This window comes from Mycobacterium sp. SMC-13 (assembly GCF_045311035.1).
Taxonomy (GTDB): domain Bacteria; phylum Actinomycetota; class Actinomycetes; order Mycobacteriales; family Mycobacteriaceae; genus Mycobacterium.
The window spans coordinates 195,079-207,371 of the sequence record NZ_JBJIAI010000007.1 but is presented as its reverse complement, the minus strand read 5'-3'; the positions used below and the strand labels follow the sequence as shown (position 1 = coordinate 207,371).

Below are 12,293 nucleotides of genomic sequence, written 5' to 3'. Positions count from 1 at the left end.
TGTTACCAAGTGGACTCTGTTCGGCATGTTTCACAGGTGAGACGCTCTGCTCAGCACCGCAATCCCGCCGCCGGCAGCACGGACTGCGTCAGGAACGCCACCACGGCCGTGTCGACGCACCGGTTGCCGTTGAACACCACGGTGTGCTGCGTGCCCTCGAAGCTGATCAGCGAGGCGCCGAGTTCGCTCGCCAGGTTCACACCGGCTTGATACGGCGTGGCCGGGTCGTGCGTGGTGGATACGACGACGACCTTGCCCGGGCCGGGCGACGCCGGCGTGTGCGGGCGGGACGTCGCGGGCACCGGCCACATGGCGCAGACGTCGCGCGGCGCGTAGCCGGTGTACTGGCCGTAGCTCATGAACGGCGCCAGCTGGCGCGCGCGCTGGTCGGCGGCGGCCCAGGTCGCGGGATCGGTCGGGAACGGCGCGTCGACGCACCGGATCGCGGTGAACGCGTCCTGCAGGGGCGCGTAGTGCCCGTTCTGATCACGGTGCTGATAATCGTCGGCCAGCAGCAGCAGATCGCCGGCGTCGCCGCCGCGCTGCAGTCCGATCAGCCCACTGGTCAGAAACTTCCAGTACTTCTTCGTATAGAGCGCGTTGATGGTGCCGGTGATCGCGTCGGAGTAGCTCAGGCCCCGCGGATCGGACGTCAGGCCCGGGCGCACGGCGAGCGGATTGACCAACTGCTGGTACCGCGCCACGAACTGCGTCGGGTCGGTGCCCAGCGGGCAGCCGACGGACTGCGCGCAGTCCGTCGCATAGTCGTTGAAAGCCGTTTGGAATCCGGCCAATTGGAGCAGGTTCTCGGTGACGGGATCGGCATTGGGGTCGACGGCGCCGTCGAGCACCATGGCGCGCACCCGGTCCGGGAACCGTTCGGCGTAGGCCGCACCCAGCTCGGTGCCGTAGGAGAAGCCCAGATAGTTGATCTGCGTCTCGCCGAGCGCGGCCCGGACCACGTCCATATCCCTTGCCGCCGAGGCGGTTCCGACATTGGCCAGGAAGCTGCTGCCCATCTGCTGCAGGCAGTCCTGCGCCGTGCGGCGGCTGACGGCCTCGATGTGCGCCACCCCGGCCGGGCTGTAGTCGACCATGGGGTCACGGCGGTTGGCGTCGAATTCGGCGTCGCTGCGGCACCGCAGTTGCGGCGTCGAATGCCCCACGCCTCGCGGATCGAAGCCGACGAGATCGAAGCTGCGGCCGATCTCGGTGTCGGACAGGACGGCGCCCATGCCCGCGACGGTGTTGACGGCCGACGCTCCCGGACCACCGGGATTGACCAGCAGCACGCCGAGGCGCGGGCCCGAGGCCGGGACGCGGATGACGGCCAGCTTCGCTTGTGGCCCTTGCGGATCCGCGTAGTCGACGGGGACGCTGATATTGGCGCACCGCGCTGTCGGCAGGTCCGTGGTGTCACCGATGACAGGTTCGCAGCTGCCCCAGGCCGGTGCCTGTTCGTAATAGGACTGCAGCGATTCGGGGGCCGCGTACGCGACCGATCCCGGCGCGGCGCTGATGGCCACCAGCAATCCGACGACCCCTACCGCACACCGTCGTCCACGACCGCCCGCCCGCCACATGGCACACATGGTCGCACGGCGCGCAGCCGAGCCGAAGCCTGGTTCCGGAGGGAGACAACCCGGCAATCAGACGGTGACCGAACAGTTATCTCCCGGCAGCACCGGACTTTTCGCGAATCAGCATTTCGCGCCGGCCTCGGGCACGGTCCCGTTGACCAGGTAGCCGGCCGCGTGTTCGTCGACGCAGCTGTTGCCCTGGAACACCACGGTGTGCTGCGTGCCGTCGAACGTCAGCAAGCTGCCACCGAGCTCCTTGGCCAGGTCCACGCCGGCCTGGTACGGCGTCGCGGGGTCGTGGACCGTCGAGACGACCAGCGTCGGCGCCAGGCCCTTGACCGAAATCTCGTGCGGTTTCGACGTCGGCGGCACGGGCCAGAACGCACAGGTGCCGAGCGGCGCGTCGCCGGTGAACTGGCCGTAGCTCATGAACGGCGCCACCTCGCGGGTGCGCTTGTCCTCGGCAATCACCTTGGCGCGGTCGGTGATCGGCGGTTCGTCGACACAGTTGACCGCCACCCGGGCGTCGGTCGAGTTGTCGTAGTGGCCGTCGGCATCGCGACCCATGTAGGCGTCGGCGAGCCGCAGCATGATGTCGCCGTGGCCGCCCGCCAGCTCGGTGAGGCCTGCGGTGAGGTCCTTCCACATCGCCGGTGAGTACAGCGGCAGGATGGTGCCGACCAGCGCGTCGCTGTAGCTCAGACCGCGCGGATCCTTTGTGGGAGCGGGTTTTTGGACCAGCGGGTCGACCAGGCTGTGGTAGACGTCGTTGACCTTGGCGGGGTCGGTGCCCAGCGGGCAGTCCGGGTTGGTGGCACAGTCGGCGGCGTAGTTGTTGAACGCGGTCTGGAACGCGGCGGCCTGGTTGATGTCGGCCTCGATCGGATCGGCGTTGGGGTCGACGGCGCCGTCGAGGATCATCGAGCGCACCTTGTCGGGGTAGTCCTCGGCGTACTGGGCGCCGATCCGGGTGCCGTACGAGTAACCCAGGTACGTCAGCTTGTCGTCGCCGAGCGCGGCCCGGATGGCATCCAGATCCTTGGCGACGTTGGCGGTCCCGACGTTCTCGAGGAACTCCTTGCCCATCTTGTCGACGCAGCGCTGCACGAACGCCTTGGTCTCGGACTCGATGTGCGCGACACCGGCGGGCGAGTAGTCGACCTGCGGGTCGGCGCGCTGCCGGTCATTGTCGGCGTCGGAGTTGCACCACACCGCGGGCTTGGAGGACCCGACACCGCGGGGGTCGAAGCCGACGAGGTCGAAACGCTGGCGCACCGAGTCGGGAATGTTGTTGAGCAACGACACCGCCGCGCTGACGCCGGACTCCCCCGGACCGCCGGGGTTGATCACCAGGGAACCGATCTTGTCGCCGGTCGCCTTGATCCGCAGCAGCGCCAGCTGCGCGACGTCGCCGTCGGGCTTGCTGTAGTCGACGGGCACCGACAGCATCGCGCACTCGGCCCCCTTGGGGATGCGCGACTGCGAGTCCGGAGAGGTGGTCTGGCACGGCGACCACTGCAGGGGCGCGCCCGGCTTCGGCACCGCGCGCGTGGCGCGTCCGTCGATCACCTGGCTGCAGCCTGTCGCCAGCACGAGCACCATTGCCGCGGCGAGACTCCCCCGTCTGAGGTTCATGGTCGACCATGGTGCCATGTGGGCCGGTCTGACCTGATGAGGGCGTTGCCGCGCGCCGTGAGACCACCTCGTCAGTGGCCGGCGGCGGCAACCAGTTCATCCAGCGCGGCGGCGAACTCGTCAGCCATGTCCCACAGGTCCGGAACCAGTTCCGGGCACGAGATCAGGCCGACGTCGAGCGTGCCGTTGAGCGACATCACGGTGATGTTGAGCCCAGAGCCGTGGAACAGCGGACCCAGCGGGTACATCGCCTTGACCTCGGCGCCGAGCATGTACAGCGGATCCTGCGGCCCGGGCACGTTCGAGACGACGAGGTTGTGCACGGGCTTGGCCTCCGCGAGGCCCGTCGACGCGAACACCCGCATCGCGGCCCCGAACACCGACGGCGCGGCGAACTGCGACCAGTCCTGCAGCAACGTCGCGCTGATGGCCGAACTGTGTTGTTTGGCAACGGTGCTCGAGTCGGCGATGGCCCGCAGGCGCTCGGCCGGGTCCTCGATGGTGGTCTCGAGTTTGGCGAACATGCCCGACACCTGGTTGCGGCCCGGGCGGTCGGATTTGTCGCGCACCGACACCGGGCACATCGCCACGAGGGTCGACTCCGGCAGCGCGTCGCGCTCGGCGAGGTAGCGCCGCAGCGCGCCCGACACCAACGCCAGCACGACGTCGTTGACCTTGACGTGGAAGTGGTTCTTGACGGTCTTGATGTCCGCCAGGTCCAGCTGGGCGAAGGCCACGTTGCGGTGCGCGGTGACGTTGACGTTGAAGGCCGTCTTGGGTGCGGCGAACGGTGCCGCCATCGTGAGTCCCTTGGTTGCCCGGCGGACGGTGTCGATGACGGTCGTCGCCGTCGAGGGCAATACATTGGCCAGCTTCAGCGGCCGGGTGAAGTACTTGACCGCGCCGCCCACCGCGATCTCGAGTTCGGACGCGGTGCCGGCGGCCGCCACGGGCTCTGGCGCCGGCGCGTCCGGCTCCAGCGTGCACAGTTGCGACATCAGGTTGGCGCCGGTGACGCCGTCGATGCCGGCGTGGTGCATCTTGGTCATCACCGCCAGCCGCCCGCCGTCGTGGGCGTCGGTGCCGGCGATGTTCTCGATCACCCACATCTCCCACAGCGGGCGGCTGCGGTCCAGCTGCAGCGCGGCGATGTGGCCGCAGATCTCGGACAGCTCGACGCGCCCGCCCGGGCCCGGCAGCCCGATCCGGTGCACGTGCCGGTCGATGTCGAAATCCGGGTCCTCGACCCACACGGGGTGGTCGAGGTTGAGCGGTGAGTCGGCCAGCTTCTCGCGGAACTGCGGCATGGCCGCGATGCGCTCGCTGAGCATCTGCCGCATCTTGTCGAAGGTGTAGCCGCCCGGAATGGTCGCGGCGTCGAGTTCCAGCACCGCGCACACGTGCAGCGGCTGCTGGGCGGTCTCCAGATAGAGGAAGCTGGCGTCGAGTCCGCTGAGCCGTTGGTATCCGGGCATGGGCGTGATCGTAGGCGGCTCAGCTGACCCGATGTGAGGCATTCCACTTCATGTGTCGTTCACCTTGGGGGTGCGGTGGTGGCAGACTTGACGGCGTCAAACGTCCCGGGGACCCGATATGGGCCTCGAGGTTCGTACCGACCAACACATTTGAGGACGACGATGTCTGATCAGGTTTACGGCGCTGCCCCGGAGTCTGTCTGTAAGACCCCGCGAACCAAGATTCGTACCCACCACCTGGCGAAATGGAAGGCCGAAGGCCACAAGTGGGCGATGCTCACGGCCTACGACTACTCCTCTGCCCGCATTTTCGACGACGCCGAGATTCCCGTCCTGCTCGTCGGCGACTCAGCGGCCAACGTGGTCTACGGCTACGACACCACCCTGCCCATCACCATCGACGAGCTGATCCCCCTGGCCCGCGCGGTCGTCAAGGGTGCCCCGCACGCGCTGGTGGTCGCCGACCTGCCGTTCGGCAGCTATGAGGAAAGCCCCCGGCAGGCGCTCGCGACGGCGACCCGGTTCATGAAGGAGACCGGCGCCCACGCGGTCAAGCTGGAGGGCGGTGAGCGGATGGTCGAGCAGATCGCCGCACTGACCCAGGCCGGCATCCCCGTCGTGGCCCACATCGGTTTCACGCCGCAGAGCGTCAATGGGCTCGGCGGGTTCCGGGTCCAGGGCCGCGGTGAAGCCGGCGACCAGACCATCCACGACGCCATCGCCGTCGCCGAGGCCGGCGCCATCGCCGTCGTCCTCGAGATGGTGCCGGCCGAGCTGGCCACCCAGATCACCGGCAAGCTGACCATCCCGACCGTCGGCATCGGCGCCGGCGCCAACTGCGACGCGCAGGTGCTGGTGTGGCAGGACATGGCGGGCATGACGGCAGGCAAGACCGCCAAGTTCGTCAAGCGCTTCGGCGACGTCGGTGCCGAATTGGGCCGTGCCGCACGGCAATACGCCGCCGAGGTGGCTTCCAGCGTGTTCCCCGCCGAGGAACACTCCTACTGAGTACGACTGTGAGGGCTGTGCAGGCAATTCCGCGAAAATGCCTGCACAGCCCTCACACTCGTCGTCAAGAGAATTCCGGCTTGCGCTTGCCGACGAAGGCGCCGACGCCCTCTTTGCCGTCCGGTGACCCGGCGCACTTGGCGATCAGCCGGCCCTCGCGTTCCAGCTGGGTCTCGTAGTCTGCGCCGTAGGTCGTCAGCAGCAGCTGCTTGACGGCGGCGTTCGAGCCGCGCGCCTGCGTGGCGACGTCGGCGGCCAGGGCGTCGAGCGCGGCGGGCAGCTCGGCGTCGGGCACGACGCGCGTGACCAGACCCCAGTCGGCGGCCTCGGCCGCGGTGAGCACGCGGTTGGTGATCATGAGTTCCTGGGTGCGGCGCAGCCCGATCAGCCGCGGCAGGACGTACGACGATCCGCCGTCGGGGCTCAGACCGGCCTTGGTGTACGCCATGGTGAACGACGCGGACTCGGCGGCGAGCACCAGATCGCCCGAGACACCCAGCGGGAAGCCCGCACCGGCGGCGACGCCGTTGACGGCGGTGATCAGCACGGCATCCATGCGGGCGAACGTCGACATGGCGCGGTGCAGGTCGTCGGCGATGCCCTTGACGAACGCTCCCGGATCCGCGGCGGCGGCCATCGCCTTGAGGTCGCCACCGGCGCAGAAGAATCGGCCGGCACCGGTCAGGGTCACGACCTTCACCGCGGCGGTGTCGCACAGCGCGGCAGCGGCCGCGAGGTCGCGCGTGAGCGCGTCGTTCATGCCGTTGGCCGCCTCGGGCCGGTCGAGCACGATATTCACGATGGCACCGGACTGGGCGAACTTCAGGGTCTCGAATTCGGTCATGGGTCAAGACGTTATCGGCAGCCGGTCACGCACAGCGATATGGCAGGCTGATGGCAGCGTTGGTACTGCCCGTCCCGGGTCGCAAATGAAGGTGAACATGGCCGCTGGCAAGCGTAAACCGTCCCGCCACACCGAGATTGAACGCAAGTTCGCGGTGGTCGACAGCACGGTGTCCCCGTCGTTCGACGGATTGTCCGCCGTCGGCAGGGTCGAGCAACTGCCCGTCGCGCATCTCGACGCGGTGTACTTCGACACCCCGGATCATGATCTGGCGGCACACAAGATCACCCTGCGCCGGCGCACCGGCGGCACCGACGCGGGCTGGCACCTCAAGCTGCCCGCCGGCGCCGACGCGCGCACCGAGGTTCGGCTGCCGATCACCGCGGCCCGCGAGAGCGTGCCCGACGAACTGCGCGACATCGTGCTGGCCATCGTGCGCGACCGCACGCTGCAGCCCGTCGCCCGCATCGAGACCGAGCGCACCGTCTCGATGCTGTACGCGCCCGACGACACCGAGCTGGCCGAATTCTGCGATGACCGGGTTACCGCCACGGCGGGCGACTCGCTGCAGACCTGGCGCGAGTGGGAGCTGGAGCTGGTCGGCGACGGCGCGGAGGGCGCCGAGTCGGGCCCCGAGCTGCTCGACCGGCTGGCCAACCGGCTCTTCGACGCGGGCGCCAAGCCCGCCGGGCACGGGTCCAAGCTCGCCAAGGTCCTCGCCGCGGCGCGGGGCGCGGATGCGCCACCGCCATCGCCCGAGCCGACGGACAAGGTGCACCGCGCCATCGCGGCGCACGTGTCCGAACTGATCGACTGGGACCGCGCGGTGCGCGCCGACACCTTCGATTCCGTGCACCAGATGCGCGTCACCATCCGCAAGATCCGCAGCCTGCTGCAGGAGAGCGGCAATCTGGGCGACCGCGAGTGGGTGCTCGAGGAGCTCAAGCTGCTGGCCGCCGTGCTGGGCACGGCGCGCGACGCGGAGGTACTCGCCCAGCGGTACGACGATGCGTTGAAGGGACTGGCGCCGGAGCTGGTGCGCGGACAGGTGCGCGAGCGCCTGGTCGACGGTTCGCAGCGGCGCTACCAGTCCGGGCTGCGGCGGTCGCTCGCGGCCATGCGGTCGGAGCGGTACTTCCGGCTGCTCGACGCGCTCGATGCGATCGTCGTCGACAACACCCAACCGGCCGCCGCCGGCGAGGATGCGCAGCCGGTGACCGTCGGCGGCGCCTACCGCCGTGTCCGCAAGTCGGTGCGGCGGGCCGAGGCCGCGGAGGCTGCCGGCGCCGAGGACAGCGAGGAGGCGCTGCACCGAATCCGCAAGGGCGCCAAGCGGCTTCGCTACACCGCCGCCGCCATGGGCGAGTCGAAGGTGGCCGACTGCGCCAAGGACATCCAGACGCTCCTGGGCGACCACCAGGACAGCTACGTCAGCCGCGGGCATCTGGTGCAGCAGGCCGAGGCCGCCCACGCCGCGGGCGAGGACACCTTCACCTACGGCATCCTGTACCAGCAGGAGGCCGAGGTCGCCGAGTACGCCCGGCTGCAATTGGATGCCTCGCTCAAGGCCCTCGCGCGGGCGATGCGCAAGGTGAAGAAGTAGCGGGGCGGACGAGCTGGCCTGTAAGCCGGATTCTGTTCCCCGCCACCATTACTGGTGGCGAGGCGGCGACCATCCATCTGGGTACACCGTCGCCGGGTACCTCAAGCGGCCTACCCGCAGGCTCGGGCGAGCAGCCCTCGGGCACCTGCGCAACCGCAACCAGGTTGCGGCCTTCTTGGCCTTGCTTCGGGTGGGGTTTACCTAGCCACTCCGGTCACCCGGAATGCTGGTGCGCTCTTACCGCACCGTTTCACCCTTACCGTCTTCGCACCAGGCTCAGACGGCGGTCTGTTTTCTGTGGCACTGTCCCGCGAGTCACCTCGGATTGCCGTTAGCAATCACCCTGCTCTGTGAAGTCCGGACTTTCCTCGAAACCTTCCGGTCCCGCGGCCGCCCGGCCAACTCGTCCGCGCGGACCACCATATCAGCTGGTCAGAGCGCCGCGACCAGCGAGTCCAGCACAACGACCGCGCCGTACACCAGGAGCACCTGCTTGAGCCAGCGCGGGCCGTCCCGACGGGTGCGGACCGCGGCCAGGCCGAGCCCGAACACCACGATCACCGGCACCGTGATCGCCCAGGCCGACCACACCTTCTGCGGGCCGTACACCAGCAGTGCGGCGGCCGGTCCCAGCGACCAGTCGCCGGAGGTGGCCAGTGAGTTGCCCATGGCGTCGGTCAGGACCTGGACCGCTTCGACGCTGCCCCACAGCAGGCACAGACAGGCGGTCACCAACAGCATCGACTCCGCGGCCAGTCGGATGTCGAGCCGGTGTTTGACCACCTGGTGCCCTCCGATCAGTGCGTGCGGCGCAGGACGATCAGGTTGTCCCGCAAGACGGCGGCTTCGCCGGTAGGGCCGATCGCCTCGCGTTCCACAGTACCGACGTGCTGCGGCTGCCAGCCTTCGTCGGGCAGGTCGAGCTCGGCGACGACCTCGTCCGCGGACTGAAAGTGGTGGTCATGGATGTGTTGGGACGCCCAGGGCGGCGCCTCGCCGTGGTCGACGATCAGCAGCGTGCCGCCCGGAGCGACAGCCGCTGCCGCCTGCTGCAGTATTTGCCGGCGCTCCAGACGGACCGTGGAATGCAGGAACTGCGCCGACACCAGATCGAAGCTGCCCGTCGGGAAACTGTGTGACAGGTCGTGGTGCTGGAAGTCGATGCGCCCGGCCACTCCCCTGGCCTCGGCCGTACTGCGCGCCCGGTCGAGGGCGTTGGTGGCGATGTCGACCGCCACCACCTCCCAGCCCTCGGTGGCCAGCCAGATCGCGTCGGCGCCCTCGCCGCACCCCAGATCCAGTGCGCGGCCCGGGGGCAGCTCGCCGGCGATCTTCGCGAAGTTGGCGTTGACCCGGCCGCTCCACATCTGCGGCTTCTCGGCGTACCGGCCTTCCCAGTGCTCTTGCGGCGTTTCAGTTGTGGACATCGGACTCCTCCTGCGGATCGAAGACGGGCCAGGGCATGACGGGAAGGCCGAACTGGTCGTGCAGCAGACTCTGCACGATCCCGGCGGCCGCGGCGGAACCGGCGGCGATCGCCGAGGCCACCTGAGGCATCTGCGCGCAGACGTCGCCCGCGGCGAAGACGCCGGGGACCGAGGTCCGGCCGAACTGGTCGACCACGAGGGCATCGACGACGACCGGACCGGGCGGGGCGATGCGCACGCCGAGTTGTGCCGCCAGGTCGGTCCGCTGCCGGAGCGCGCTGGCCACGAGTGCGCCCTCGCGTTTCAGTTCGTCGCCGTCGGCGAACACGATGGACGCCAATTCGCCGTCGCGCGAGGCGAATTCGACGATCTTGCGCTCGTCGACCTGCACACCGGCGTCGGCCAGCGCGCGGTACTGGTCGTCGTCGAGTCCGGACGGACCGTTCGTCACGACGACGACGTCGTCGGTCCAGCCGCGCAGCATCAGCGCCATGTGCACGGCCCGGTCGCCGTCGGCGAGGACGGCCAGCGCCTGATCACGCGCTTCCCAGCCGTGGCAGAACGGGCAGTGGAACACCGACCGCCCCCAGTGCTCGGTCAGCCCCGGGATGTCGGGTGCCTCGTAGTGCATGCCGCCGGCCAGGAGTATCCGCTGGGCATGGTGCACAGATCCGTCGGCGAGTTCGAGCCGGAACGTGGGACCGTCGTGCGCCGTTGCGCCGGTCACCAGCCCGTCGACGACCTGGACCGACGGGTACTGGGCGAGCTCGCGGCGGCCGTCGGCGTACAGGTCCGCAGGCGGTCGTCCGTCCTGGCCCAGCAGTCCCCCGATGCCGTGTGCCGCGCGATTGCTCTGCTCGCCGGCGTCGATGACCAGCGTTCGTCGTCGGGCGCGGCCGAGCACCAACGCGGCGCTCAGCCCCGCCGCGCCGCCCCCGACGACGGCGCATTCCCATTCGTTGTTCATGACACCGACCTTGCCGGGCGATGCCGAAAATGCCAAGCTGATTTGCCATGCAGGCAAACCCGGAGGACGACGACATCGAGGCGCGCGTCCGGCGGCGGCTGCGGGAACTGCGCACGCAACGCGGCATGACGCTGGAAGACGTTGCGCGCGCCGCCGATATCGACATCTCGACGTTGAGCCGTCTGGAATCGGGCAAGCGCCGGTTCGCGCTCGACCATCTGCCCCGGCTCGCCGCGGCGCTCTCGATCAGCACCGACGAAATCATGCGCGCACCCGAGGCGGAGGACCCGCGGGTGCGTGGGTCGTCACACACCCGCGGCGGCATCACCTACTGGCCGCTGACCCGCGGCGGGCCTGCCGGTGGTCTGCACACGTTCAAGATCCGCGTCAGCGCACGGCGGCGCACGCCACCGGCCGAGCTGCCGGTGCACGACGGCCAGGAGTGGCTCTACGTGTTGTCGGGGAACCTTCGCCTGCTACTCGGCGACCGCGACTTCACCATCAAACCCGGTGAGGCCGTGGAGTTCTCGACCTGGACACCGCACTGGTTCGGCACCGTCGACGGCCCCGTGGAGGCGATCGCCATCTTCGGGCCGCATGGCGAGAAGCTGCACGTGCGCAACTGACCAGGATTCGCCCCGCGAATGTGCACTCAGATCGCTAGTTCGGCGATTTTCTCGCTCTGCGCGCACACTCGCGATACAAGAGCCCTAGTTCGCCGGGTACGCCGGTGCCGGGAAGACGCCGCGCAGGATCCAGGGGAACCAGTTGATGCCCTGCTCCAACTCGTCGCTGCCGTCGTAGTCGGGACTCGGGTCGAAGCCGTTGTTACCGCCGCCCTCCTTCTCGTCGCGGTGCGGCGGTTCGGGCAACTGGCCGTACACGGCGACGACGACGGTGCGGTCGAGGCTGTTCTCGGACCACACGCCCATCTGGTTGTTGGCGCAGTTGGACATGATCTGCTTGATCACCGGGTCGTAGTACCACTGGTTGATCAACTCGACTCCGCTGATCGCGAGCGCCGGGTTGGTGGCCACCGTCTGCGCGACCGGGCCGCCGCGGTAACCTGCCTGCTCGGCCCGCATCTGGGGCGTGGAGCCGTCAGATCCGATGTCGCCGTCCAGGTTCCGGTTGGCCATCATGTCCTTGGCCTGCCGTTCGGCGGCCTGCTGCAGCTGCGAATTCACCGCGATGTCGTTGGTGCAACCCGCCTGGTGCTGCACGGTGTAGACGTTCGACACGACAGAGTCGTTGAGCCGCTTGTTGTTCGGGATGAGGGTGTTGCCGTTGTCAGCGTGCGCGAGCGGTACGCAGAGCGCGGTGCCCAACGGCACGACCGTCAACACCGACAGCACCCATTGCCGACACCTCATGTTGGATTCCTTCGCATCAGGGATGGACGCCCGGCGCCGACTGGTAGTGCGCCGCGGAGTTCCGCAGCTGCCAGATCTGCCCGGGGCACAGTTCGTTGACGGCTTGCGAGACGAGGTAGGACGCCTGGTAGTCGTCGTCGGTGTTGAAATCGCCTCGCACGTCACTCATCACCTGGGCGAACGGCTGACCGGCTGCCACCTTGTCGCAGATGCCGTAGCCATAGCCCAGTGCCGCATCGGCATTGGGAAAGTTGTAGCCGGGCCGCACGGTCACGCCGATCAGGTACGCGGTCGCGTCGGCCTGGGCGGCCGGCGCGAGCGTCACCGGGACGGCCAGCGTCGCCGCGGCGAGCAAACCTGAAGTCCACCGTCGCATCATGG

At 68.8% G+C, this 12,293-nt stretch carries 12 protein-coding genes and 1 other RNA gene; 3 read left to right on the top strand and 10 right to left on the bottom strand.

Translation table 11 applies throughout. The features are described from left to right. Positions 1–50 precede the first annotated feature (50 nt). From ACJH6I_RS12995 to ACJH6I_RS12985, 3 genes are all read right to left on the bottom strand, one after another. Positions 51–1,592: an alpha/beta hydrolase gene (locus ACJH6I_RS12995; RefSeq protein ID WP_406784150.1), complete on the bottom strand. Its 1,542-nt coding sequence runs from the start codon at positions 1,590–1,592 to the stop codon at positions 51–53. A 108-nt stretch (positions 1,593–1,700) separates the two neighbouring features. Next, positions 1,701–3,215, bottom strand: coding sequence for an alpha/beta hydrolase (locus ACJH6I_RS12990; RefSeq protein ID WP_318985206.1), 1,515 nt, complete (start codon positions 3,213–3,215; stop codon positions 1,701–1,703). Positions 3,216–3,286: 71 nt separating this feature from the next. Then, complete coding sequence (locus ACJH6I_RS12985) at positions 3,287–4,690, bottom strand: wax ester/triacylglycerol synthase family O-acyltransferase (protein ID WP_318985207.1); 1,404 nt, start codon at positions 4,688–4,690, stop codon at positions 3,287–3,289. Between the two features lie 162 nt (positions 4,691–4,852). On the opposite strand from ACJH6I_RS12985, the gene panB reads away from it, so the two are divergent. After that, on the top strand, positions 4,853–5,698 hold the full coding sequence (gene panB / locus ACJH6I_RS12980) for a 3-methyl-2-oxobutanoate hydroxymethyltransferase (protein ID WP_020104426.1): 846 nt from the start codon (positions 4,853–4,855) through the stop codon (positions 5,696–5,698). Positions 5,699–5,762: 64 nt separating this feature from the next. On the opposite strand, the gene ACJH6I_RS12975 is transcribed toward panB, so the two are convergent. Further along, positions 5,763–6,542 carry an enoyl-CoA hydratase/isomerase family protein gene (locus ACJH6I_RS12975; protein ID WP_406775012.1) on the bottom strand — a complete coding sequence of 260 codons (780 nt, stop codon included), beginning with the start codon at positions 6,540–6,542 and terminating at the stop codon, positions 5,763–5,765. Between the two features lie 97 nt (positions 6,543–6,639). Here ACJH6I_RS12975 and ACJH6I_RS12970 point away from each other — a divergent pair, with 97 nt between their 5' ends. Continuing rightward, positions 6,640–8,145, top strand: coding sequence for a CHAD domain-containing protein (locus ACJH6I_RS12970; protein ID WP_406784149.1), 1,506 nt, complete (start codon positions 6,640–6,642; stop codon positions 8,143–8,145). Between the two features lie 5 nt (positions 8,146–8,150). On the opposite strand, the gene rnpB is transcribed toward ACJH6I_RS12970, so the two are convergent. From rnpB to ACJH6I_RS12950, 4 genes are all read right to left on the bottom strand, one after another. Further along, positions 8,151–8,551, bottom strand: an RNA gene (rnpB, locus tag ACJH6I_RS12965) — RNase P RNA component class A. Between the two features lie 26 nt (positions 8,552–8,577). Then, positions 8,578–8,928 (bottom strand): hypothetical protein, encoded by a 351-nt coding sequence (locus ACJH6I_RS12960; protein WP_346414468.1) that lies wholly within the window; start codon positions 8,926–8,928, stop codon positions 8,578–8,580. A 14-nt stretch (positions 8,929–8,942) separates the two neighbouring features. After that, a complete protein-coding gene (locus ACJH6I_RS12955) occupies positions 8,943–9,572 on the bottom strand; it encodes an SAM-dependent methyltransferase (RefSeq protein ID WP_406784148.1) in 630 nt (209 codons plus the stop codon). Then, positions 9,559–10,539, bottom strand: a complete 981-nt coding sequence (locus ACJH6I_RS12950) for an NAD(P)/FAD-dependent oxidoreductase (protein ID WP_406784147.1) — start codon at positions 10,537–10,539, stop codon at positions 9,559–9,561. The genes ACJH6I_RS12955 and ACJH6I_RS12950 overlap by 14 nt, the downstream gene beginning before the upstream one ends. Positions 10,540–10,586: 47 nt before the next feature. Between ACJH6I_RS12950 and ACJH6I_RS12945 the strand changes: the two genes are divergently transcribed. Next, positions 10,587–11,165 (top strand): helix-turn-helix domain-containing protein, encoded by a 579-nt coding sequence (locus ACJH6I_RS12945; protein ID WP_406784146.1) that lies wholly within the window; start codon positions 10,587–10,589, stop codon positions 11,163–11,165. Between the two features lie 84 nt (positions 11,166–11,249). On the opposite strand, the gene ACJH6I_RS12940 is transcribed toward ACJH6I_RS12945, so the two are convergent. Next, positions 11,250–11,912, bottom strand: a complete 663-nt coding sequence (locus ACJH6I_RS12940; RefSeq protein WP_318985214.1) for a CAP domain-containing protein — start codon at positions 11,910–11,912, stop codon at positions 11,250–11,252. Positions 11,913–11,928: 16 nt separating this feature from the next. Then, entirely contained in the window at positions 11,929–12,288 is a 360-nt protein-coding gene (locus tag ACJH6I_RS12935) for a DUF732 domain-containing protein (RefSeq protein ID WP_318985338.1), read from the bottom strand. Between the last annotated feature and the right edge of the window lie 5 nt (positions 12,289–12,293).